This window comes from Thioalkalivibrio sp. ALE22, from assembly GCF_000381445.1.
In the GTDB taxonomy this organism is placed as follows: Bacteria; Pseudomonadota; Gammaproteobacteria; order Ectothiorhodospirales; family Ectothiorhodospiraceae; genus Thioalkalivibrio.
Genome location: NZ_KB906500.1, coordinates 322,008 through 344,448, shown reverse-complemented (window position 1 = coordinate 344,448; position 22,441 = coordinate 322,008). Strand labels below are relative to the sequence as shown.

The 22,441-nt window shown below is 65.2% G+C and carries 20 protein-coding genes and 1 pseudogene; 8 read left to right on the top strand and 13 right to left on the bottom strand.

Annotated features, from left to right (window positions below; translation table 11 throughout):
* The 3 genes from F793_RS0103295 to F793_RS0103285 all read left to right on the top strand — a co-directional run.
* The coding region (locus tag F793_RS0103295) for a type I secretion C-terminal target domain-containing protein (RefSeq protein WP_018882006.1) at positions 1–2,358 on the top strand (2,358 nt) is incomplete at its 5' end.
* Between the two features lie 102 nt (positions 2,359–2,460).
* Complete coding sequence (locus tag F793_RS0103290; protein ID WP_018877497.1) at positions 2,461–2,790, top strand: hypothetical protein; 330 nt, start codon at positions 2,461–2,463, stop codon at positions 2,788–2,790.
* 142 nt (positions 2,791–2,932) lie between these two features.
* Positions 2,933–4,795, top strand: coding sequence for a retention module-containing protein (locus tag F793_RS0103285; protein ID WP_026280834.1), 1,863 nt, complete (start codon positions 2,933–2,935; stop codon positions 4,793–4,795).
* A gap of 203 nt (positions 4,796–4,998) precedes the next feature.
* Here the strand turns inward: F793_RS0103285 and F793_RS0103280 are convergent, their stop codons facing one another.
* Both F793_RS0103280 and F793_RS0103275 read right to left on the bottom strand, forming a co-directional pair.
* Complete coding sequence (locus tag F793_RS0103280) at positions 4,999–6,906, bottom strand: LapD/MoxY N-terminal periplasmic domain-containing protein (protein ID WP_026280835.1); 1,908 nt, start codon at positions 6,904–6,906, stop codon at positions 4,999–5,001.
* Positions 6,907–6,919: 13 nt separating this feature from the next.
* Positions 6,920–7,594 (bottom strand): transglutaminase-like cysteine peptidase, encoded by a 675-nt coding sequence (locus F793_RS0103275; protein WP_038032697.1) that lies wholly within the window; start codon positions 7,592–7,594, stop codon positions 6,920–6,922.
* 401 nt (positions 7,595–7,995) lie between these two features.
* On the opposite strand from F793_RS0103275, the gene F793_RS0103270 reads away from it, so the two are divergent.
* A complete protein-coding gene (locus F793_RS0103270) occupies positions 7,996–9,384 on the top strand; it encodes a TolC family outer membrane protein (protein WP_026280836.1) in 1,389 nt (462 codons plus the stop codon).
* A 104-nt stretch (positions 9,385–9,488) separates the two neighbouring features.
* Here the strand turns inward: F793_RS0103270 and F793_RS0103265 are convergent, their stop codons facing one another.
* The 4 genes and pseudogenes from F793_RS0103265 to F793_RS0103245 form a co-directional block, all read right to left on the bottom strand.
* Entirely contained in the window at positions 9,489–10,793 is a 1,305-nt protein-coding gene (locus tag F793_RS0103265; protein ID WP_018867031.1) for a citrate synthase, read from the bottom strand.
* Positions 10,794–10,997: 204 nt separating this feature from the next.
* A pseudogene (locus F793_RS0103260) lies at positions 10,998–11,963 on the bottom strand (diguanylate cyclase).
* A 41-nt stretch (positions 11,964–12,004) separates the two neighbouring features.
* Positions 12,005–12,955 (bottom strand): diguanylate cyclase domain-containing protein, encoded by a 951-nt coding sequence (locus F793_RS0103250; RefSeq protein WP_018882011.1) that lies wholly within the window; start codon positions 12,953–12,955, stop codon positions 12,005–12,007.
* A 37-nt stretch (positions 12,956–12,992) separates the two neighbouring features.
* The gene (locus tag F793_RS0103245; protein WP_018882012.1) at positions 12,993–14,489 is read right to left on the bottom strand and encodes an FAD-linked oxidase C-terminal domain-containing protein; all 1,497 of its coding nucleotides are present in this window, start codon (positions 14,487–14,489) and stop codon (positions 12,993–12,995) included.
* A 247-nt stretch (positions 14,490–14,736) separates the two neighbouring features.
* Here F793_RS0103245 and serS point away from each other — a divergent pair, with 247 nt between their 5' ends.
* The 3 genes from serS to F793_RS0103230 all read left to right on the top strand — a co-directional run bounded on the left by serS (position 14,737) and on the right by F793_RS0103230 (position 17,582).
* Positions 14,737–16,023, top strand: a complete 1,287-nt coding sequence (serS, locus tag F793_RS0103240; protein ID WP_018882013.1) for a serine--tRNA ligase — start codon at positions 14,737–14,739, stop codon at positions 16,021–16,023.
* 82 nt (positions 16,024–16,105) lie between these two features.
* Positions 16,106–17,119 (top strand): thioredoxin fold domain-containing protein, encoded by a 1,014-nt coding sequence (locus tag F793_RS0103235; protein WP_018882014.1) that lies wholly within the window; start codon positions 16,106–16,108, stop codon positions 17,117–17,119.
* A 28-nt stretch (positions 17,120–17,147) separates the two neighbouring features.
* A complete protein-coding gene (locus tag F793_RS0103230; RefSeq protein WP_018875617.1) occupies positions 17,148–17,582 on the top strand; it encodes a hypothetical protein in 435 nt (144 codons plus the stop codon).
* Between the two features lie 34 nt (positions 17,583–17,616).
* On the opposite strand, the gene cyaY is transcribed toward F793_RS0103230, so the two are convergent.
* From cyaY to F793_RS0103215, 3 genes are all read right to left on the bottom strand, one after another.
* Positions 17,617–17,940 carry an iron donor protein CyaY gene (gene cyaY, locus F793_RS0103225; RefSeq protein ID WP_018867024.1) on the bottom strand — a complete coding sequence of 108 codons (324 nt, stop codon included), beginning with the start codon at positions 17,938–17,940 and terminating at the stop codon, positions 17,617–17,619.
* Between the two features lie 337 nt (positions 17,941–18,277).
* On the bottom strand, positions 18,278–18,664 hold the full coding sequence (locus F793_RS0103220; protein ID WP_018875616.1) for a DUF423 domain-containing protein: 387 nt from the start codon (positions 18,662–18,664) through the stop codon (positions 18,278–18,280).
* On the bottom strand, positions 18,664–18,999 hold the full coding sequence (locus tag F793_RS0103215) for a hypothetical protein (RefSeq protein WP_018875615.1): 336 nt from the start codon (positions 18,997–18,999) through the stop codon (positions 18,664–18,666). The genes F793_RS0103220 and F793_RS0103215 overlap by 1 nt, the downstream gene beginning before the upstream one ends.
* Before the next feature lie 73 nt (positions 19,000–19,072).
* Here F793_RS0103215 and F793_RS0103210 point away from each other — a divergent pair, with 73 nt between their 5' ends.
* Positions 19,073–19,633, top strand: coding sequence for a hypothetical protein (locus tag F793_RS0103210; RefSeq protein ID WP_018875614.1), 561 nt, complete (start codon positions 19,073–19,075; stop codon positions 19,631–19,633).
* Between the two features lie 18 nt (positions 19,634–19,651).
* Here the strand turns inward: F793_RS0103210 and F793_RS0103205 are convergent, their stop codons facing one another.
* From F793_RS0103205 to F793_RS0103190, 4 genes are all read right to left on the bottom strand, one after another.
* Positions 19,652–20,428, bottom strand: coding sequence for a class I SAM-dependent methyltransferase (locus F793_RS0103205; RefSeq protein WP_018882015.1), 777 nt, complete (start codon positions 20,426–20,428; stop codon positions 19,652–19,654).
* 4 nt (positions 20,429–20,432) lie between these two features.
* Positions 20,433–20,651 (bottom strand): SlyX family protein, encoded by a 219-nt coding sequence (locus F793_RS0103200; RefSeq protein WP_018867019.1) that lies wholly within the window; start codon positions 20,649–20,651, stop codon positions 20,433–20,435.
* 5 nt (positions 20,652–20,656) lie between these two features.
* Positions 20,657–21,628: a D-2-hydroxyacid dehydrogenase gene (locus tag F793_RS0103195; protein WP_018882016.1), complete on the bottom strand. Its 972-nt coding sequence runs from the start codon at positions 21,626–21,628 to the stop codon at positions 20,657–20,659.
* A gap of 97 nt (positions 21,629–21,725) precedes the next feature.
* Positions 21,726–22,415: a Bax inhibitor-1/YccA family protein gene (locus tag F793_RS0103190; protein ID WP_017941768.1), complete on the bottom strand. Its 690-nt coding sequence runs from the start codon at positions 22,413–22,415 to the stop codon at positions 21,726–21,728.
* Positions 22,416–22,441 lie beyond the last annotated feature (26 nt).

Genomic DNA, 22,441 nt, shown 5'->3' with positions numbered 1-22,441 from the left:
GTGAGCTATGAGATCACCGATGGCAACGACGAAGGCTACTTCGCGTTGAACGAGGCGGGCGACGCCATCGTCTTGACGGACGATGGTGCCCAGGCGATCCGCAATGGCCAGTTTGACCCGGCGGGTGCCAGTGTGACGGTGACCGGCACGCAGGACGTGGATAGCTTCACGCTAACGGACGAGGATGTTGCTGGCCTGGAGGAGGTACCGACACCGGAACCGACGCTGACGGTTGGCCTGGAGTTGGTGGATGGCACGACCGACGGTTGGCCGCAGTCGGCGGCCGAGAATGATGTGGTGTTCGAGGTCACGACCGATCTGGACCTTGATGGCATCGACGGCGACCTGGCGGGCGAGATCGCTCTGTCGCTGAACGAGGACAGCGGCGGTTATCTGGCTCTGGACGGCAATAATGTGGTGCTGACCGACGCCGGTGCTGAGGCGATCCGCAACGGTCAGGTATCGGGCAACGAGCTGGCTGCGGAGGTCGAGGGCACAGTGACCATCGCGGATGGTGGTGTGAACCCGTTCGTCCTGACGGATGATGCGCAGGCGGCGATTGAGGTGCCCGTGCCGGATTCCGACCCCGTTCCTGGACCCGAGATCACAGGGCTTGGTGATACGGACGTGACGGTCGACGAGGCGAACCTGGCGAATGGTACGAATCCGGATGAGGATGCGCTGACGCAGAACGGTCAGTTCACTATTACGGCTTCCGCGGGCGTCGCCAGCCTGACGTTCGCCGGATCCGATTTCAACCAGACGTTCAATATCGATCAGCTCAATGACGCGAGTGAAGCCAACCCGCTGAGTGTCGATACCTCCAAGGGCACGCTGGAGATCACTGGCTTTACCGGCAACGATGACGGAATCTACACCGTCACCTATAGCTATACGTTGACCGATGCAGCCGACCATCCAGAGCAGGGGCGTGACGAACTGCAGAAAGATGCTATTAATGTCACGGTCACGGACACCAACGGTGGTACCGCGAATGATGCGGTCAATGTCACCATTGTGGATGACGTTCCGGTCGTGGAGGATTCAACCACTGGCGTGCTGAGCACGGAAGCCGGTACCACCCTGACTGGTGACTCCGGGCTGCGAATTGGCGCAGACGTGGATGGCGCTTCGATTACCTCATTCACTATAAACGAAGCCTACATCGATCATGACGACGGCAAAGACTACATCCTTGTCGATTCAGGGACACCAGGCGAAACCACGAACCTGACGTCCGGGGGTGAAAAAGTATGGTTCGAATCCAGTGATGGGACATTAACGGGTTTCATTGGCGAAGATACCGTGGTGTTCACGGCATTACTGGATGTTGAGACTGGACTGTACACCGTCTCACTGCAAAAGGACCTGGATGCAATCAATGCCGAGGATCTAGGGTTCTTTGCGCCTCAAAATGGGGGGAATACGGGAGAAGTGATGGAAAGCGCTGGGTCCGATCTGGCCATTCGATTTACTGCTACGGACTCCGGGGGGGATCCTACCTCCGTCAACTTCTCCGCTAACTCCTTCGGTGTCGGGAGCGGTCCACGCATCGGTTCGGGAGAAACGTTGAAAGCGGAATTCGTCCAGGCCGGAACTACAGATGTCCGTGAAACCCTGCAGTCGCTGGAACTCGAGACCTGGGGCGAACAAGGCCCGGGTGCGAACGTTGCATGGAGCGTGTTTCTCGATGGCGAGCTGGTTGGAGACGGAACGGGCACGACAGTGTCGGGCGTAGGCGCATTTGACGAAATCCACATCTCGCATGGTCCGGGATCCGGTAATTTCGGTATCGGAGGTTTTGGTAGCCTCGTGGGTGAAGGGTCCGGATTCAGCATTCCCTTTGAATTCGAAGCAATGGATGGTGACGGTGACCCGTTGGGAAGTGATGGCGGGAGCGATTCGGGGGCGTTTGATCTGACCTTCAGCCCCAACAATGTATTCGAAGGCTCCTCCGATAGTGACGTTATTATCGGTACGGACGACGACGACATCCTCATCGGGGGTGGTGGCGACGACATCCTCACCGGTGGAGCTGGAGACGACATTTTCCGCTGGAATGCGGGTGACGAAGGAACGAGCGACGCGCCCGCCAATGATGTAGTGACCGACTTTGGAAATGGCGACAACGTTCTCGACCTGAAGGATCTTCTTCAGGGTGAGAGCGAGGAAAACATTGCCGACTACATCATTGCCGAGCAGGAGGGCGCCGACACCAAGCTTTACGTCAACTCCCAGGGCGGCCTGAATGGTGACACCGATAATGCCAATCAGGTCATCACGTTGAAGGACGTCCAGTACAGCGACGATATCGTCAAGGATATGCTGGATAGCGGGCAGCTGACGATCGACCAGTAAGCGGTCGTAGATAAAGCCCCGCCGGTGCAAATCGGCGGGGCTTTTTCGTGTCTGGGGGTGTAGTCTGGGAAGCTGAGTCGGAAACGGCCGGAGGGGCCGCGCATGTATGTGAGACGGGATACGGAAGGCAGGATCGACCAGGTGAGCCGCGAGGCGAATGCCGATTGCACGGAGTTCGTGGCAGCGGATGCGCCGGAGATGTTGGCGTTTCTCGGCGGGGATGGTGGGGAGGCAGCGCCGGCGGCGTTGCAGGCCTCCGACCTGGAGCTGATTCGCGTGCTGGAGGACCTGGTCGAGGTGCTCACGGACAAAGGCGTGATCCGGTTTACGGATTTGCCGGAGGCCGCACAGAAGAAGCTGCTGGGGCGCAAGGATCTTCGCGCCTCGGCGCAACGTCTGACCCTGGTGGAAGACGATGAGGGCCTGCTTTAGGCCCGTCGGCAAGTAGACGAGGCGCGATAGGGTCGAGTGTGTCTGTGGTCGCTCAATCGGGTGATACGCAACAACTGGATTGAGACGGGACGCGAGAGCGTTCGTATGGGCCGGTCTGCAGGATCGGCGTAGGAGGGGGACAATGGCTGTGAATGCTGTGGTGGCTACCGTACAAGCGTTGACCGGGACGGTGATTGCGCGGGATGCCGAGGGCAACTCGAGAGTGCTTGCGGTGGGCGACCCGGTGTATGCGGGCGAGGAAGTGATCCCGCTGCGCGGCGCATCGGTGGAACTGGAAGGGATGGACGGTGTCGCTGTCTCGCTCAGCGAGGGCCAGCAGGCCCTGATGGGCGAGGCCCTGGCAGAGAGCGGGCGGGCCGATAACCCGGAGATCCCGACGGCGGAAGAGGTGATTGCCGCCCTCGACCGCGGTGAGTCGCTGGACGCGCTGATCGCACCTCCCGCAGCCGGCCTGGAGGGCGGTGAGAGCGAAGGGGGCGGGTTTGTCCGCGTAGCGCGTATCAACGAGCCTGTGGAGCCGATTAACTACACCTTCCCGGTGAACGCCTTCGGTCGGCCGGATGGCTTGGGCGAGACGGTAGCGGTCCCCGGGGGCGAAGCGGTCGAGACGGGCATTCCGCCTGGTACGCCACCGACCGATCCATCGGTAGACCCGCCGATCGAGCCTCCGCCTGTCGATCCGCCGCCCGTGGATCCACCCCCTGTCGCGAATCCGACCCTTGCGGTATCGGTGTCGGTGACAGCGGGATACGGCTACGAAGATGCGAATGACGCCGCGGCGGGTGACGTGGTTTTCGATGTGTCTCACGTCCTGAATCTGGACGGGTTGGACCCATCACTGGCCGGGGCGATCGCCTACAGCATCGTGGGTGGGGATACAGCCTACCTGGTGCTGGCCCAGGACGGCTCGGGCAACTGGGTGGTGGTCCTGACCGAGGCCGGGGCCGCAGCGATTCGCGCCGGCCTGGTGGATGGCAATCAGCTGAATGTAACGATCGAGGGCACGGTGGTCCTGTCCGGGATGGACGATCTCGTGGATACCGGTAGTGGCGTGGCTCCCGTGCCCGAGCCGAGTGGCGAAGAGCCGCCGGATCTGGTGCCGGATCTGATGGCTTCTGCCCACACGGTTGGCGGCAGTGATGTTCAGGGGACGATGGCGAATGCGAACAACCTGAAGGAGACCGGTTCGAAGAGTGCAGCCGTCTCGCATCAGGATGGCTTTTTCGCGATCGACCACCAAGGGGCTTCGGATGACCCCAACGCGATCGAGTTCGGCGAGGCCCTGCTCTTTACGCTGGTCAGCCCGACCGATACGGCCGTGTTCCAGGTCCAGGGCGCCATTAACGGCGGTTCCTATCACCTGTACGACGCCGAGGGTGTGCGGATCGGTGATGCCCGCGATCTGGCCAGCGATGTGGATGAGAATGGCTTCCTGGAGCTTGGTGGCGAGACGTTCGCCTTCATTGCATTCCAGGGCGGGAGTACGGGTCCTGGAGCCAGTGGGGACGAAAGCGCGTTCGCGGTGAAGCCAGTCGACCTTTCGGTGCAGGTGGGTCAGGGCGAGGATGCGGAGTTCTATCCCGCGGGTGGCGAAGAGGCCTTTTCCTTCGGTGCGAATTTCCTGACGGTCGATTCGGATCAGGACATCTTTGTCGTGTCGCAGGGTGGTGAAGGCAGCATGGAGGATCCGGCGCGCTTCGTGATCCAGGGCTTCAGCCTGGAGAGCAACGACCCCGGTGCCCAGATCACGCTCGGCGAGCTCCTGTCCAGCGCGAGCCAGGAGACGATCGACCAGTACCTGATGGCGGAAGCGCAGGGCGAGGATACCGTGCTGCACATCAGCTCGGGCGGCATGCTGGGGAGTGACGCGGGCGGTGCCGATTACGCCATCACGCTGGAAGGGATCAGCATGGATGGCTTCGACTCGTCGTACGATTTTATCCAGACCCTGATCGATAACGGGCACCTCTCTATCGATCAGTAGCGGTCTCTGCCATCGGGATCAAGGGCCCGGCGCCGCGGTGCGGCCCGGGCCTTTTTCTGTGCCGGAAGGGAATCCCTGAGAAAGGCGGGTTCGTGCGGGGCGAGTACCGGGCCGTCGCTGGCCCGGTCAGGGCGGCCAGCTGGCTCCGTGCACGAGTGAAGATGCGGAAGCCAGCGATCCGGCGCGATTGAATCGGCGTCTCCCTAACGCGTCGGTTCCCGGACGGCGCTCCCCGTGACGGCATCAATGCCGGCGTCCATCAGCAGTTCGATGTCGTCGCTGCTGTCACAGCCTTCGGCGATCACAAGGATCCCGATGGAGTGGGCCAGGGTGCAAAGCCCGCGTATCAGGGCCTGGGTCTCGCTGGAGCGATGCACGCCGTGGACCAGGGAAGCCTGCAGTTTGACATAATGGAGGCCAAAGGTGGTCAGGTCGTGCGCCTGAAAGGCTTCCGGTCCTGCGTGCTCGAGCCCCACGGTGAACCCCGTCAGGCGCGCGATGCGGCAGAGATCGCGAAGTTCCGCAGGGTGTGCGAGTGCACCACGAGCCGGGAACTCGACCCACAGGCGCCCCGCCGCTTGGGGTTCGAGTTGCAACCGGGACTCGAGGGCCTGACGGAAGTGGGTGTCACGCAGGCTGTCGACCGAGAGGTTGATGGCCAGGCGTTCGTCGGGCGATTGCAGCTGAGACAGGGCCGCTTCCAGGACGGCGTCGTCGAGCCGGCGGATCAGATCGAGGCGCACGGCCCAGGGCATGAAATAGCCCGCGGGTCGCCGTTCGCCGTCGAGTAACAGGCGCATCGGCGCTTCGTGATGCATCAGCTGTTGGTCGGCATCGATCACCGGAAACCGGCCCAGCTCGACCCCGTGTTGGTCTAGCGCGTCGGTGATGGCCGCCCGCCATTGATGCTGGTCCGAATAGGGAAGGGCGGCATGGGGCTCGTGGGCGACTGCATCGCCGGGCTCCAGTTCCGCCCGTGCCAACGCGAGATCCGCTCGCGCAAGAACCTCCCCGGTGGTGTCTTCAGGGTGGTAGAGGGTCGCGGCAACATGAAGCGTCAGGGCGTCGGGTGCGTCGTCGCCGAGCGCATCCCGAACGCCGCCCAGAAGGGACTGCGCGAAGCGGTGACTGTCCGCGATACTGTCACCAAAGACCGCGATGTCGGAGCCGTTGAGCCGTCCGGCGGCGCCATACTCGGTATGGGCGACGGCCTGTTCCACGACCTTCGCGATTCGCGCGAGCAGCGCATCGAGATTCTGGTGGCCGACGATCTGGTTGATCGTGGCCAGGTCGTGGATGCGGAGCACCACGAGGCTGCCGGAGGAACCCGCATGTCGGTTATCCAGCGTGGCCTGCAGGCGGGCGAGAAAGGGCTCCCGAGCCAGCAGGCCCGTCACGTCATCGTGCTGCAGTCGGGTCTTCAGGCGTTCCAGTCGTCTCGACTCTTCAACGAGCATGGCGCGGACATGCTCGGTCAATTGGTTCATGGCACGTACCAGGGCGCGGAATTCCCATGTGCGCGGTTCCGGGGTGGTAATGAAGCGGCGTGCACCGACCGCTTCGGCCTGGTCCACGACTTGCCGGAGGGGCTGGATGAGTCGTCCGAGCAGGAACGACCCCAGTAAACCGATGACCAGGAGCCCCACCGTGAAGATTGCCGTCAATCGAAGGGTGCCGGCCCAGAGTTCTTCGTATGCGTAATTGGTCTGGCTCTCGACGATCAGCGTGCCAAAGGACGACCAGCCGTCGGACACCTGTGCCACCCCGGGGCGGACATCGAAATCCAGGGTGTCGATGAACCACATCGGGACACCCCGCGGCGCTTCGGGATTGCGTCGTTCCAGCATGAGATCGCCCGTGGGATCCTCGAGCCGGATACGGCGGTAGTGGCCGGTATCGAACTGGGAGGCAATCTGCAGTTCGACGGTCGTGTCGTCTTTGGGCAGCTGGGAAAGCGACAGGGCAAGCGAGGCGGCGTTGTCGATGTTCTTGGTCAGGATCTGCTGGGCCAGGTAGTTGCGTGCCGACAACGTGCTGGCGACGATGCTCACCAGCAGCGCGAGCAGCATGATGATGGCCACTGCGATCCAGAGTTGTTTTCTCAACGTCATGCCTGCGCCCTCTTTATGGGGTCGGGTTGATGGGTTGTTCAAGATCGAGACCGTATTCCGCCAGCTGTTCCAGGACCCGGCGCCAGCGGGACAGCCGGGCCGTCGGGTCGGCCTGTGATTGTGATGCGCCGTCGGGCCAGAGGCCCCGACTGTTGAACGAGAAGATTGGCGTCAGATCGTCGCGCTCCCCGGCGCGCTCGATACGGGTGATCAGATTGTCGAGAACCAGGGGCTCATCGCGCGGAGTTTCGAAGTAGCCCAGGACCATATGGGCCTGGCTCAGGTTGCTGCCCGGGCCGCCGATACGGGCGCGCACGTAAAAGAGCCGCAGACGTTCATCCGGGATGCCCAGTTTGCGCAGGCTGACGTACTTGGCGATCGAGTAGTCCTCGCAGTCGGCGGCACCCTTGTCCATGGCCTCCAGCGGCGTCGCCCAGAAGTCCTCCTGGCCCCAGGTGACCTGATCGTCCTGATAACGCAATAGACGGTTGAAGAACTCGTTCACCCGTGCGATCTGGGTTTGCTCGTCTTCGTCTGCCAGCGATTCGAGCAACTCGCGCCATTCACGGACCCGCTCCGCGGTCTCCGGGCCGTACCGGATGGCGGCGACCTCCTCCAGTTGCGCGAAGTCTTCGAGCCCCGCGTCGGAAGTACCCAGGGTCCACGTGCCCAGCGCCAGCATCAGCACGACGCCGAGCAGCCGGGTCACTTGTGAGGGGGTGCGGGCACAAGACAGAAGCACGTGGGCGTGCCCTCCGGTGAAAGCGGATTACGCATCACACCCGATGATGGGCTACGCTGACGGCAAAAGCCAGATTCGCAAAGAGAAAATCATCCTTAATATCACTTCTTTTTCGTTTTCCGTTTAGCGAGCGTTAGCCGGCGAAGGAAGCGAGAGTTGTGCCACCTGGGGGTGGTCCCTAGTATTCAAAAGTTTTGATAACCAGAACTTTTCTGACCGGCAAGAAAAAAGCCCGGCAGAGGTCGTTCTGGGGGGTGTCCGTGCCAAATGAAAGGACAAGAGCGATGAAGCGATTCGGGACTGTGATCAGCAAGGGGGCTCTCGTCGGCCTGACGGCGGCCGTGGCGATGGCGGTGGGGGTGTCTGCGCATGCAGCGCCGCCAGAGGAACTCCGGGACGCCGCCATGGAGGCGGTACTGTCCAATCCGGAGGTCCAGTCGCAGTGGCACGCATTTCGTGCGGCCGGCGAAGAGCAGACTGGTGCGCGCGGCCGATTCATGCCGGAGATCGATCTCAACGCGCGCGCGGGTTACCAGCGGCAGCGTTACAGTGACGACGGTTTCGACACCTTCTCGCGTAACCCGCGCGGCGTGGATATTACGTTGACGCAGATGTTGTATGACGGGTTCGAGACTGCCAGCGAGGTGAATCGTCTTGGCGAGATCCAGCGTGTCCGGTTCTTCGAGCTGCGGGAGGCGACCGAGGATATTGCGCTGGAGGCTGTTCGGGCGTTTGCCGACGTCCAGCGTCAGCGGCTGCTGGTGGATCTGGCGCAGGAAAACTACGACGCCCACAAAGACGTCTACGATCAGATCGTCGATCAAACCGAGCGCGGGGTTGGCCGGGGCGTGGATCTGGAACAGGCGGCCGGCCGCCTCGCGCTTGCGGAATCCAATCTTCTGACCGAGCGACAGAACCTGCATGATGTCAATGCTCGCTACTATCGCGTGGTCGGGCAGATGCCAGCCGATGGCCGGGCGGATCTCGTCGGGACGTTCTCCGAAGAGCCCATCCCGGGTACGGTGCAGGAGGCACTGACCGAGGCGGTCACCATGAACCCGGCCATGTTTGCGTCCCTGAGGAACATGGAGGCGGCGCAGGAGCAACGCAACGTCGCCCGTGCGGCCTTCCACCCCCGGGTCGACCTGCAATTGCGTCACGCCTACGAGAACGATCTTCTGGAGCGGCAGGACATCCGGGTCCACGACACCTCGGCAATGGTGATGATGACGTTCAACCTCTTCCGGGGTGGAGCGGATCAGGCGCGTGTACGCCAGTTCACGGAGGAGTTCAATCAGGCGCGTGACCAACAGGAAGTGGTCTGCCGTAACGTCCGTCAGACCGTATCGGTGGCGTACAACGACGTCCGTTCCCTGGAAAGCCAGCTGCGTTTCCTCCGTCAGCATCGCGATTCCTCGGACCGTGTGCGGACCGCATACCGACAGCAGTTCGGTATCGGCCAGCGCAGCCTGCTGGACCTACTCGACACCGAGAACGAGTACTTCGAGGCGAGCCGCGCCTATATCAACGCGCAGCACGACATGGAAATCGCGAAGGCACGGGCGCTGAACGGCCTTGGCCGGTTGCTTGAGTATCTGGAGATTTCGCGTGGGGATATGCCGACGGCTGCCGATCTGGGGCTGGTCGACGAGCGTGCACGCATCGAGCCGGACTCGGTGTGCCCGCCGGAAGCACCGCAGATGATGGAAACCCGGCACGAGAGCATCTTTCGCTGATTGACCGCCGGGCATGTCCGGCACACAAAAAAGGGCCAGCCTGAGGGCTGGCCCTTTTTCGGTTGGAGGGCATGCCGATCGGTACGCCTGCCGGGTCTTCTGGCTCAGCGCTGCTCGATGGCGACGTATTCGCGGGAGGGGTAGCCGGTGTAAAGCTGGCGCGGACGGCCGATGCGGGATTCGGGGTCCATCATCATCTCGTTCCAGTGCGAGATCCAGCCGACGGTGCGGGCGAGGGCGAAGATCACGGTGAACATGTTCAGCGGGATGCCCATCGCGCGCAGGATGATGCCGGAGTAGAAGTCGACATTCGGGTAGAGCTTGCGCTCGATGAAGTAGTCGTCCTCCATCGCGATGCGTTCGAGCTCCATCGCTACGTCGAACAGCGGCTGGTTGTCGGCGCCCATGTCGCCCATCTCTTCCAGTAGCTCGTGGCACATCTTGCGGATGATCTTGGCGCGCGGGTCGTAGTTCTTGTAGACCCGGTGACCGAAGCCCATCAGGCGGAAGGGATCGTTCTTGTCCTTGGCCCGGGCGACGAAGTCCTCGACGCTCTTGTCGGAGTTCACGATCTCCTCGAGCATGCGGATGACCTTCTCGTTCGCGCCGCCGTGGAGCGGGCCCCACAGCGAGGCGATGCCGGCGGAGATGGCCGCGAACGGGTTGGCCTCCGAGGAGCCGGACAGGCGCACGGTGGAGGTCGAGGCGTTCTGCTCGTGGTCGGCGTGCAGGATCAGGATCAGGTCCAGCGCGCGCACGAACACCGGGTTCGGCTGGTAGGGCTCGCTGGGGACCCCGAACATCATCGACAGGAAGTTGGCCGTGTAGGACAGGTTGTTATCCGGGTACATGAACGGCTGGCCGTGGGCGTATTTGTACGACCAGGCGGCGATGGTCGGCATCTTGGAGATCAGCCGGTGCGCGGCGATGCGGCGGTGCTCCGGGTTATGCACGTCGACGTTGTCGTGATAGAAGGCCGACAGGGCGCCGACTACGCCGACCATGATCGCCATCGGGTGCGCATCGTGGCGGAAGCCGTCGAAGAAGCGGCGCACCGCCTCGTGCAGCATCGAGTGTTCCTTGATGATGCGCGAGAAGTCGTGGAGATCGTCGGAGGAGGGAAGTTCGCCGTTCAGCAGCAGGTAGCAGACCTCGAGGTAGGTGCTCTCGGAGGCGAGTTGCTCGATGGGGTAGCCGCGATAGAGCAGGGTGCCTTCGTCGCCGTCGATGAAGGTGACGTCCGAACGACAGCTGGCCGTGGACATGAAGCCCGGGTCGTAGGTGAAGTAGCCAAGCTCCTTGTACAGGGCGCGGATATCCAGGCAGTTGGGGCCGTGCGAGCCCTCCTGGATCGGCAGCTCGATGCTCTTGCCCGTGGTGTTGTCGGTCAGCGTGACGGTTTTGCTCATGAAACGGCCTCGTAGAATTGGGGTCGCCCGGATGCGAAGGCCTCAATGGTAAACCAAAGGCGGGCCTGCGGCAGCGGGTTTCGGGCGGGGCGGAGCGAGACGGGCCGCCGGTTCTGGATACCCGCCGCTCGGCACCTGCGCGACTTCGGGGCGCAGGCGGGCCGCAACGCGCGTAACCATGAGTCAGTGCTTCCCTGGCGGCGATCAGTGGGCCGACGGGCCGCGGCGCTGGCGCTTGTCGGCGTACATGGCGGCGTCGGCGTTGCTCTGGGCGGCGGCCAGCGAGCCGCTGACGGTGCGGCAGGCGTAGCCAATGGAGGCCTCGACACCTGCCGCCAGGAGCGCCGCGCGCAGCCGGTCGGCGATCTCGGGCAGGTAGTCCGCCGGGGTCTCCGGCAGGAGCACGCCGAACTCGTCGCCGCCCAGGCGCGCGACCACATCGTTCTCGCGGCTGGCACTCCGCAGCGCCTGGCCCGCCGCCTGGATCATCCGGTCACCGGCGTCGTGGCCCTCATGGTCGTTGACCGCCTTCAGGTGGTCGAGATCCAGGGCGATGATGCCCGCCGGAAGGCTGTGATCCTCGCAGCGCTGTTCCTCGGCATCGAGCGCGATCTGCCAGCCGCGGCGGTTGCGGGTACCGGTCAGGCTGTCGTTGTAGGCCTCCAGGATCAGCGCTTCGCGTTCGCGTTCGTCGATGTGGCGGCGTTGTCGCAGCAGTGCCTCGATCACCTGAACCGCGGACTCGATCTCTCCCGCGCGCGATTCGATCGCCTGGGAGACGGGCTCGGGATGCATTGCACACAGCACGCCGTACATGCCGTACTCGCGGTCGTGTACCGGAAAGCCGATGTAGCTGCCAATGGCGGGTGGATCCGTCTGCGCGGCAAGTGCATCCTGGTAGGCGGGCACCTGTGTCACGTCCGGAGCGATTCGCGGGCCGCGCTCGGCCAGCATGCGGATGCAGAAGGAGTTGCCTCAGTCAAAGGCGGTGCCCGGTTCAATCCCGTAGCCGTGGTCGTCGGCGCGCACCACGATCTGCTCGTTGTCCTCGATGCGGGTCAGCATCCAGACATCCAGCGGCGCGAGGCGGTGGAGCAGCTTCAGGGTGTGATCGACCCCGAGATTGAACGGCGTGTGCGAAGGGTCGGCTGGGTCGAAGGTCCGGGCCATGGTGTGTCCTGTCGAGCGAGCGCTGGGGCGGGACGGGTGGTTCAGGGAGACGTGGGTTGTGGCGCGTTGCGTTTCCCGCGTGCGGCGTTTTGCAGGGCGCTTGCGAGGCTGCCGGTGCCCGGTTCGCGTGCTGCGTACCCGACACTGGCCGGGATGCCCTGATCCGCCAGGTATTGTTGCAGTGATCGGGCGCGTTCCGCGAGCGATGGGTTCTTCATCTCGCTCGCGAGCAGGGCGAAGCGGCCGCCACCCAGGCGTCCGATCCGGTCAGTGGGGTGTGCCCGCTCCTGCAGGGCGAGGATCGCCCGCACCAGTTCGGTGTCGTCGTGGCCCTCGGCCCCTTCGGAGGACAAGCCCCGCGGGAAGAAATCCAGCGCGATGATCCCGGCGGGTTGCCCGAGCCGCTGGCATCGGGTCTCTTCGGCCTCCAGCGCGAGCTCCCAGCCGTGGCGATTGAGGACCCCGGTCAGCGGGTCGCTGTGCACGGACAGGGCCGTGTGCTGGCGCAGGCGGTCCAGGACCTCGGCGCGCTGGCTCAGGCGCAGCACGTGGCTCAGGGATTCGGCCAGGGCGCGGATGACCGGTTCGTGGCGTTCGATGGCGGGATCCACGGGCTCGGGGTGCAGACCGCACAGGGTGCCGAACAGCTGGCCTTCGGCGTCGTGCAGGGGGAATCCCACGTAGCAGCCGATGGCCGCGATGTCATTGATCGGGGCACTGGCGTAGGCGGGCACGCTGCGCGCGTCGGCGGCCACGTTCGGCCCCTCGCCGGCGTGCATGTGGACGCAGTAGGAGTGCTGCCAGCTGAAGGCGGCACCCGGGCGGAAGCGTGGGGCCCGCCCGCGTGTGTGCAGGACGATCCAGTCGTCGGCCTCGACTCGCGTCAGCATCCAGATGTCCAGTGGGACCAGGGCCTGCAGCGCGTTCAGGGTGGCATCGACGGCACCGGAGAACTCGTCGGCCAGCGGGGTGGCCAGCGTCGTGGCGGACATGGTAGCGGTCGCGTGCGGTGGGGTTGAGGCTGGCATCCTACAGACGCGGCAGATCGGGATGCGACACCTGGCCGCCGTGTACATGCTGGCGCCCGAACTCGGCACAGCGTGCCAGGGTGGGGACGGCCTTGCCGGGATTGAGCAGGCCCAGCGGGTCGAACGCACGGCGCAGGTGGTGAAACTGTTCCAGCTCCGGGGCGGCGAACTGCACGCACATCCCGTCCAGCTTTTCCACACCGACGCCGTGTTCCCCGGTGACGGTGCCGCCGACCTCCACGCACAGCTCGAGGATCTGCTGACCGAAGGTCTCCGCGGTCTCCAGTTGTCCGGGCTGATTGGCGTCGTACAGGATCAGCGGGTGCAGGTTGCCGTCGCCGGCGTGGAACACGTTGCACACCCCCAGGCCGTGCTCTTGTGACAGCCGGTTGATGCGTTCCAGAACGATGCCAAGCTGGTGGCGCGGGATGGTGCCGTCCATGCAGTAGTAGTCCGGCGAGATGCGGCCGGCGGCGGGGAACGCCGCCTTGCGCCCGGCCCAGAAGCGGGCGCGCTCGGCATCGTCGCGGGCGGTGCGCACTTCGGTGGCGCCCAGGTCCAGCAGCTTCTTGCGCACGACCATGATGTCCTCCGAGACCTCGGCATTGGTCCCGTCGAGCTCGCACAGGAGGATGGCCGCCGCGTCGGTCGGATAGTCGGCGTGGACGAAGTCCTCCGCGGCGCGGATGGCGGCGTTGTCCATCATCTCGAGCCCGGCCGGGATCAGGCCGGCGGCGATGATCCCGGCCACGGCGCGCCCGGCCGATTCCACGTCGGCAAAGCTGGCGAGCAGAACCTGGGTGCGTTCCGGGCGTGGCAGCAGCCGGACGGTAACCTCGGTGACAATCCCCAGCATGCCCTCGGAACCGACCATGAAGGCGAGGAGGTCCAGGCCGGCGGTATCCAGGGTCTTGCCGCCCAGCCGGATGGTCTCGCCGTCGAGGGTGACGATCTCCAGCCCGATGACGTTGTGCACGGTCAGCCCGTACTTGAGGCAATGCACGCCCCCCGCGTTCTCGGCGACGTTGCCGCCGATGGAGCAGGCGATCTGCGAGGAGGGGTCGGGGGCGTAGTAGAGCCCTTGCGGCGCCGCGGCTTCGGAGATCGCCAGGTTGCGCACCCCCGGCTGCACCACTGCACAGCGATTGTCCGCGTCGATCTCGAGAATGCGGTTGAAGCGTGCCATGGACAGCAGCAGCCCGGTCTCGCTCGGCAGTGCGCCGCCGGACAGCCCCGTGCCGGCGCCGCGCGGGATGATCGGCACCCCGTGTTCGCGGCAGACCTGCAGGCAGGTCAGGAGTTCTTCCCGCGTGCGCGGGAGGGCGACCGCCCCTGGGATCTGGCGGTAGGCAGAGAGGCCGTCGCACTCGTAGGCGCGGCGTTCCGCGGTCTCGGTCACCAGGGCATCGGCGGGCAGCGCGGTCGCCAGGGTGTTGATGACCGTGGCCAGTGCCTGCGTGGCGGTCTCGGTCGGGTCGATGGACGGATGTGCGCTCATGGCTTCGATGGTAGGGGCCTGCTGGGTGCACGCGATGTGATCGCATAAACTGTAGGTCTTTTCCGCGAACTGCGCATGGGATGGGGATGGGGCGGGGTTCCGGTGTGGCCGCGGCCGCCGGGCTGTGCGGGGTGTGCGTCCCCGGGGGCGATGGCTTCGTGAGCGACCGGGTGGTGCCCGTGGACGCCACGGGGCCGCAACCGTAGACTTCCCCGTCGTTCCCGCAACCCCGTACTGGAAAGCCGTCATGCTTGATATCCGCAGCCTGCGTCAGGATCTGGACGCGACCGCCACCGCGCTCGAGCGTCGGGGGTACACCCTGGACCGCGAACGTTTCGAGGCCCTGGAAGCCCGGCGCAAGGCGTTGCAGGTGCGCACCCAGGAGCTGCAGGCCGAGCGCAATACCCGTTCCAAGGGCATTGGTCAGGCCAAGGCCCGGGGGGAGGACATCGAACCGCTGAAGGCCGAGGTCGGGCGTCTGGGCGACGAGCTCAAGCAGTGCGAGACCGACCTGCATGGGGTGCAGGAGGAACTCGACGCGCTGTTGATGTGGATCCCCAACCTGCCGCAGGCGGATGTGCCGGACGGTCTGGACGAGAAGTCCAACGTGGAAATCCGGCGCGAGGGTACGCCGGCGGATTTCGACTTCACGCCGCGGGATCACGTGGATCTGGGTCTGCCGGGCGGCTGGCTGGATTTCGAGGCGGCCGTTCGTGTTGCCGGGTCGCGGTTTGTGGTCATGCGCGGGGAGATGGCCCGGCTGCACCGGGCGCTGACCCAGTTCATGCTGGACCTGCACACCGGCTCGCACGGCTACCAGGAGACCTATGTGCCCTACCTGGCGAATCCCGAGTCGCTGGAGGGCACCGGCCAGTTGCCAAAATTCGACGCGGATCTGTTCTCGGTGGACTGTGATCAGCGCTACCGCCTGATCCCCACGGCCGAGGTCACGCTGACCAACCTGGTGCGGGACCAGATCCTGGAGGCCGACGAGCTGCCGTTGCGGATGGTGGCCCATACCCCGTGCTTCCGCTCCGAGGCGGGCAGCTACGGCCGTGACGTGCGCGGCCTGATCCGGCAGCACCAGTTCGAGAAGGTGGAGCTGGTGCAGATTGTTCGTCCCGAAGACTCCGATGCGGCGCTCGAGAGCCTGCTGGGGCACGCCGAGGCCGTGCTGCAGGCACTGGAACTGCCCTATCGCGTCATGCTCCTGAGCGCTGGTGACATGGGCTTCGCCGCGGCGCGCACCTACGACCTCGAGGTCTGGTTGCCGGCGCAGGATGCCTACCGCGAGATCTCGTCGTGCTCGAACTTCGAGGCCTTCCAGGCCCGGCGTATGCAGGCGCGCTTCCGGCCGAAGGCCGGCGAGCGTCCCGAGCTGGTTCACACCATCAATGGCTCGGGGGTGGCGGTGGGGCGCGCACTGGTCGCGTTGCTGGAGAATCATCAGCAGGCGGATGGCTCCATCCGGATCCCGGAAAAGCTGCGTCCGTATCTCGGGGGAACCTCGGTGCTGGAGCCGCCGTCCGAGTAGCAGGCCCTTTCGGAAAACCGCCCACGTGAAACGCCCGTCTTGCCGAATTTGCCATCCCGGCCTGCTGGCCGGTCTCGCGCTGATGATGCTGGCGTGGATGCTTGTGGCGTCGCCCGTGCCGGCGGACGAGGGGGCCGGGGCGGATGAAGGACTGGTCTTTGACGACACGCCGCGGCCGATTGGCCTGCATACGCCGGACTGGTTCGAACTGAGTTTCCTGGACCTGCGCGAGGACCTGGACGATGCGGTCGAGCAGGGCAAGATGGGGCTGGCGGTCTACTTCGGCATGGACGACTGTCCCTACTGCGAGGCGCTGTTCGACAAGAATTTCGCGCAGGGCGACATCCGCGAGTATCTGTCGGCGCATTTCAATGTCGTCGCGATTGATGCCCTGGGGACGCGGGAAGTTACCGATCTCGATGGGGAGACCTGGATCGAGCGGCGCTACGCGGCCGAACAGCGGCTCAACTTCACCCCTTCGATTGCCTTCTACGACGAGGAGGGCGAGCGCATCCACCAGATGCGTGGCTACTACCCGCCGTATCGTTTTCGCGCGCTGCTGGAGTACGTGATTGACCGCCACGACCGGGAGGGGGGCTTCCGCGACTACCTGGACCGGGCCGACCCGCCGCCGAAATTTGACCTGGACGACATCAACCAGCGCGACTTTTTCGCGAACCCGCCGTATGCGCTGGATCGCAGCCGGATCCCTGCGGATCGGCCGCTGGTGGTGTTCTTCGAGCGCGAGGCTTGCCATGCCTGCGATATCCTGCATTCCGAGCCGCTGCAACAGGACGAGGTGCTGGAACGCATCGCGCTGATGGATGCGGTGCAGCTGGATGCCGACGATGCCGATACCCCGGTGCTGACGCCCGGCGGGGAACGCACGAACCCGAAGGAGTGGGCGGCGGCGCTGGATATACACTGGGCGCCGACCCTGATCTTCTTCGACGAGCAGGGTGAAGAGATCATCCGCATCGACTCCGTGGTGCACCTGAATCGACTGCGCAACGTGATGGACTACGTGCTGACCCGGGGCTACGAGGAATACCCGACCTTCGAGCGCTGGCGGGCGCAGCAGCCGGCGCGTCCCTGACGACACCCCGAACCGAGGAAACTGCCCCTTGCATTTCGAACGTGATTTCGTGATCCGCAACCGCGAGGTGCTGGAAGGCATCGTGGCCCGTTCCCACCGTGTTGCGCTGGGGATCTTCGTGCTGACCTTCGGGGGCTACGGTGTAGCAGTGTGGCTCTGGTTCCAGGACAACATGTGGGGTGCCCTGGTAGTGGCGACCGTCAGCTATCTGGTATTCCGCCAGTTCCGGATGCTGGCGCTGGGGGTGGCACGCATGCCGCTGCGGGGCGACCCGCAGGCGGTGGAGGCGCTGCGGGCGATCGACGTGGCGCTGGAACAGGACAAGCCGCACCCGGTGCTGGCCGAGGTCGAGGCGCACCTGCGCGCGCTGGAAGACGAGCCGCCCGCCGCCGCTGATCGGCCCACGGATCGGGCCACAGCCGGGCAGGACGATACGGACAAGGGGTCGGGCAAGGGCGACTAGGAGCTGTCGAGTTCGGGCGCCCGGCGGCGGCGCCTCAGAGTTCGACCGGCACGCCCAGCTTCTGCTCGATCACGCGCACCAGGGTCGCGTGCAGGTCTTCGCCGTTGCGGTCATCGATCCAGGCACCTTCCTCCTCGGAATAGCCGAAGTGGGCCGGACCCTCGGGGGAGGACAGCCAGATCTGCTCGGCGGCCTCTTGGCGGTTCAGGATGAGCTGGGCGCCGTCGTCGAATTCGATGGTCATCACGCCGTCGATCAGGTCGATATCCAGGTCGTCCAGCGCGCTCTGGTCGCTCAGGCGGGTCTGGATGTCGTCCAGGGCTTTCTCGGCGAATACGGCGAAGGAGGTCTGGCTCATGGGGCGCTCGGTCCGGTGGTGAAGGTTGGGGTCAGGCAGGGCGCGATTATAGGGAGACGCTGATTGAATCGCACGTCCGCGCTCGAGTCGCTTTTGCGTGCGAACAAGGCGCGGTGACTGCCGTGCAGTCACTCTGCACAAGGGAACCGCAACGCCGTTCCCACGCAAAAGCGGCCGAGCCCCTGCTTTCAATAGCTTGTGGGGTTGGAGCCCCCTGTTCCCCGATCCTGCGTTGCGCCGCTTGCGGGTAGAACCACTACCCGCTGCACGACGCGCCTTGTCTCGGAAAACAGGGGGCACCAACGCGGACGTGCGATTCAATCAGCGTCTCCCTAGGTCAGCCGCGCCAGGCGGCAATGGCCAACCCCGCCCAGCCGAGGATAAAGGCCGTCCCGCCCAGTGGCGCGATCGCCCCGAGGATGCGGGGTGCCCCGAGCGCGAGGGCGTACAGGCTGCCCGAGAACAGGAGGATGCCGATCACGAAGGCCACCGCGCTGGCGGCGGCCCAGCCGTTGGCCAGATGCGCCCACAGGGCGGCGACCAGCAGCAGGGCCAGGGCATGGATGAAGTGGTACTGAACGCCGGTGTGCCAGGTCGTCAGGGCGTGTTCCGAAAGGCGTTCCTGGAGGGCGTGGGCGCCGAAGGCACCGAGCACGACCGCGATCCCGCCCAGCAGACTGGCGATGACGATCAGGGGGCGAATCAGGGGCTCGCCGGCGACCATCAGGCGTCGTCGCCCATCTCGCTATCGATGTCCTGTCCGGCGACCCAGCCGTGTTCCCGGGCGCGCTCGATCGCTTCCTGATGGATGCGTTCATGACGTTCACGAAGTTCTGGCGGGAGATTGCTGATACGCAGGTCGTACTTGTCCCATTCGGCATTGACCTGGTCGTGCAGCATCTGGATGCGCGAGACATCCCAGCCGTCGCAGGTTTCGGTCTCCGGGAGGATGCCGAATACCCAGGCATCACGGATGAAATTGCCGATGGGGGTCATGCCGCCGTACATGTCGTTGTACAGGCCGACGTAGGTGCGGTTGGAACGGTTGGGTCCTTTCATGCCGCATAGTGTAGGGGCGACTAGGGCTCAGGCAAAGCGTTTTCGCCGGTGGGCGAGAAAAACGGAGATCAGGGTGCAAACCGGGAACGATTCACTGACGCGGGTGCGGATCCGCGGGCTCATGAAGCTGATGGTGCTGGGGGCCGCCTTGCTGCTGGTGGGGGTTATGCTGCGGTATGCATTTTCCGGATCGGTGGACACCCGTGGCGACACCCTTCGGGTGGACCTTGCGGAGATCGCGCCGGGCGAGGCGGGGCGCTTTGTCCACGGGAACCGGCATGTCCTGGTGGTCCACCGGGATGCGGCCTGGCAGGGCGCGCTGGCGAGCGACGAGGAACTGGTCGATCCCGCTGCGCGCCGCGGTCAGCAGCCGGACGGGCTGGACCTGCCGCTGCGCAGCTTTCGCCCCGAATGGCTGGTGGTGATCGGTGAGGGGACGGACCTGGGCTGCGAGCTGGATCTGGTGCACCCGGACGAAGCCGATGGCTGGAGTGGCGGGTTCGTCGATCGTTGCCGGGGCGGACGCTATGACGGGGCGGGGCGGGTCTACGCGGATCAGAACGCCCGCCGTAACCTGCCCATCCCGGACTACCGGTTCGCGGGGGAGGACCGGCTGATCCTGGGCAGCCCCTGAAACGGGCGAGGAGCGATATCAGCCGGACGCCGCGGTCGCTTCGGCGGGCTCCGTGGCCGAATAGAGGTCGAAGCGCACGCTCTTGCCCTTGACGCTGGCCTGTGGGGCGTCCGGTCCGAGAGCCGGGGCGTGCAGCGGGCGTTTTACGATCACCCGGCGTTCCACGTGGCCGCGCAGGGCGGCCAGGGTCTGTTCGCCGTCGGGGTCGGCCGTATCCGCCATCAGCGCCTGGATCAGTTGCATGTCCTTCTTGACCGCGGCGCGTTTGGCGCGCTCCGGGAACATGGGGTCGAAGACCGCGGCCATCGCGGGCGGGCTCACGGCCGTGGGCTCGGCGACGCCCTCGAGCAGGGTAATGCGCTGGATGACAGGGGCCAGATCCGGGTGGGTTGCAGCGCGCGCCAGGGCATCGGCGAGCAGACGATATACCACGGGGTGACGTTCCCAGGCGGTCACGCGAAAGCCGTGCGCGGCCAGCAGCAGGGTGTCGCGCCCGAGACCGGCGGAGGCATCCAGTACGTGGCCGTCGCGCGGGAGTTTGCCGAAGGCGCGGATCAGCCCTTCGCGCTGATGGCCGGCATGGGCCAGTCGATAGCCCTGGCGTCCGGCCGGGAAGTCGAGGTGCAGTCGCAGCGCCGGGTGGACGTCCTCGCGGATGAGCTGCAGGCCGTGATCGCCCGTTTCCAGGACCAGCCGAGCCGCGCCGCCGTGCCGGTAGCCGCGCGCCTCGAGGGCCTTGCGCAGTGCGTCGGCAGCGCTGTCGTAGCCCGGAGCCGCGCGTACGGTCAGCGCCATGGGGTCAGTAGTGCGGCGGGGGTGGTTCGGCGTCTTCGCGCCCGCCCCCGCGTTCCTCAAGCTCACGCAGGCGGTCGCGCAGCCACTGGACCTGCTGGCGCAGGTCGGCATTGGCCTGCTGCAGTTCCATCTGGATGCGGGCCTGCTCCTCCTGGGTGTATTCCTGGTGGGCCAGGCGGATCTCCAGGTCCTCGATTCGCTGTTGCAGGGGGTCGGTGTCCATGTGCGTCATTCCACCACGTTGCGCGGTGAACCGCATGCGAAGCTGCGGATGTTGTGCGTGACTTCGTCGATCACCCCCTGACGGGCGCTGCGCGCCGCCCAGGCGGTATGCGGGGTCAGCACGAGGCGCGGGATGTCGTCTGCCAGCAGCGGATGACCCGGTGGCGGGGGTTCCGGTTCCAGGACGTCGATGCCCGCGCCGCCGAGATGACCGCTGCGCAGGTGACGCGCCAGGGCCTCAGGGTCAACGAGACCGCCGCGGGCCGTGTTCAGCAGAATGCTTCCCGGCCGCATTCGGCGCAGTGCGTCGTCGTCGATGAGGTGGCGCGTTGCGGGCGTGAGCGGGCAATGCAGGCTGATCACATCGCACTCCGCGAGCAGGCGCTCCAGCGGCAGGCGATCCGCGTGCGTCTGCTGCGCGGGATCGTGACTCTGCGCAACCCGTACCTCCATGCCGAAGGCCTCGGCAAGACGGGCGGTGGCCCGGCCCAGCACCCCCCACCCGATGATCCCGATGCGCATCCCGGCCAGGGTGCCGATCGGGTGGTCGAGGAGGCAGAACTGATCCGAGTCGCTCCAGCGTCCGGCGCGGATGTCGGCTCGGTAGTCATCCAGCCGCGTGACCAGCGTCAGGAGCAGGGCGAAGACATGCTGCACCACGGAGTCTGTGGCGTAGTCGCGCGCGTTGCTGACGACGATGCCTTGTCGGCGGGCGGCGGCCACGTCGATATTGTTGAAGCCGGTCGCGGCGGCGCAGATCAGTCGCAGGCGGGGCGCGGCGGCCAGCAAATCGGCATCCAGTTCGACCTTGTTCGTGATCACGACATCGGCGTCCGCGATCCGTTCGGCGCACTGGTTGGGTCGCGTGCGGTCGTGGAAGGTCCACTCGGGCAGGCAGGCGCGTAGCCCGGTGAGGTCGAGGTCGTCCCGGTCAACCGTGTTCAGGTCGAGAAAGACGCCGCGCTGGAGCTGGGTCATGGGCCGAAGTCCCCGGGAGTCTGCGTAAGCGGTGTCCAACGAAAAGGGCCCCGCGCGGCGGGGCCCTTGAACGAGTTCCTGCGGTTGGCGCTGGACCTTAGTTGTCACCCATAAAGGCGTGGAACAGGTTCAGCAGGTGCAGGAACATCACGTAGAGGTTCGCGTACAGCGAGACGGTCATCACGATGTAGTTGGCCTCGGGGTCGTGAATCATCCGACTGGTGTCGAACAGGATGGCCGCGGACAGCAGCAGGACGACTGCGGCCGAGATGGCCAGCGAGAGCGCCGGGATCGCCAGGAACAGATTGGCGACGATGGCCAGCAGGGCCACGATCAGGCCGACGACCAGGAAGCCGCCGAGGAAGCTGAAGTCCTTCTTGGTGGCGAGGGCGTAGCCGGAGAGCGTGACAAACGCGATGGCCGTGGCGGCGAAGGCGTTGCCGACGATCTGCGGGCCGTTGGGCAGGCCCAGATACATGCTCAGGATCGGGCCGAGGAAGAAGCCCAGCACGCCGGTGAAGGCGAAGGTCAGGACGATGCCCAGTGCCGAATTGCGCGCGGCGTGGATGGCGAACGGGCCGCCGATCAGCACGCCCAGCATGATGATCCAGTGCACCGGCGGCGCATTGACCGCCATGGCGATGAACGCGGTAACCGCGCTGAACGCCAGGGTGAGCGACAGCAGCATGTAGGTCTGCCGGATCACCTTGTTGGTGGAGATGGTCTCGCTGATGGAGCCAGTGCTGGACGGGTTGCGACTCGAGCGGACGATCTGGTCTCGGGACACGGGTCAACTCCTCAATGCATTCGAAT

What these genes read in the sequence shown, in the direction of transcription:
- F793_RS0103290 (WP_018877497.1), top strand. Translation starts at nt 2,461, where the DNA reads ATGTATGTGAGACGGGATACGGAAGGCAGGATCGACCAGGTGAGCCGC.
- F793_RS0103285 (WP_026280834.1), top strand. Translation starts at nt 2,933, where the DNA reads ATGGCTGTGAATGCTGTGGTGGCTACCGTACAAGCGTTGACCGGGACG.
- F793_RS0103280 (WP_026280835.1), bottom strand. Translation starts at nt 6,906, where the DNA reads ATGACGTTGAGAAAACAACTCTGGATCGCAGTGGCCATCATCATGCTG.
- F793_RS0103270 (WP_026280836.1), top strand. Translation starts at nt 7,996, where the DNA reads ATGGCGGTGGGGGTGTCTGCGCATGCAGCGCCGCCAGAGGAACTCCGG.
- F793_RS0103265 (WP_018867031.1), bottom strand. Translation starts at nt 10,793, where the DNA reads ATGAGCAAAACCGTCACGCTGACCGACAACACCACGGGCAAGAGCATC.
- F793_RS0103250 (WP_018882011.1), bottom strand. Translation starts at nt 12,955, where the DNA reads ATGTCCGCCACGACGCTGGCCACCCCGCTGGCCGACGAGTTCTCCGGT.
- F793_RS0103245 (WP_018882012.1), bottom strand. Translation starts at nt 14,489, where the DNA reads ATGAGCGCACATCCGTCCATCGACCCGACCGAGACCGCCACGCAGGCA.
- serS (WP_018882013.1), top strand. Translation starts at nt 14,737, where the DNA reads ATGCTTGATATCCGCAGCCTGCGTCAGGATCTGGACGCGACCGCCACC.
- F793_RS0103235 (WP_018882014.1), top strand. Translation starts at nt 16,106, where the DNA reads ATGATGCTGGCGTGGATGCTTGTGGCGTCGCCCGTGCCGGCGGACGAG.
- cyaY (WP_018867024.1), bottom strand. Translation starts at nt 17,940, where the DNA reads ATGAGCCAGACCTCCTTCGCCGTATTCGCCGAGAAAGCCCTGGACGAC.
- F793_RS0103220 (WP_018875616.1), bottom strand. Translation starts at nt 18,664, where the DNA reads ATGGTCGCCGGCGAGCCCCTGATTCGCCCCCTGATCGTCATCGCCAGT.
- F793_RS0103215 (WP_018875615.1), bottom strand. Translation starts at nt 18,999, where the DNA reads ATGAAAGGACCCAACCGTTCCAACCGCACCTACGTCGGCCTGTACAAC.
- F793_RS0103205 (WP_018882015.1), bottom strand. Translation starts at nt 20,428, where the DNA reads ATGGCGCTGACCGTACGCGCGGCTCCGGGCTACGACAGCGCTGCCGAC.
- F793_RS0103200 (WP_018867019.1), bottom strand. Translation starts at nt 20,651, where the DNA reads ATGGACACCGACCCCCTGCAACAGCGAATCGAGGACCTGGAGATCCGC.
- F793_RS0103195 (WP_018882016.1), bottom strand. Translation starts at nt 21,628, where the DNA reads ATGACCCAGCTCCAGCGCGGCGTCTTTCTCGACCTGAACACGGTTGAC.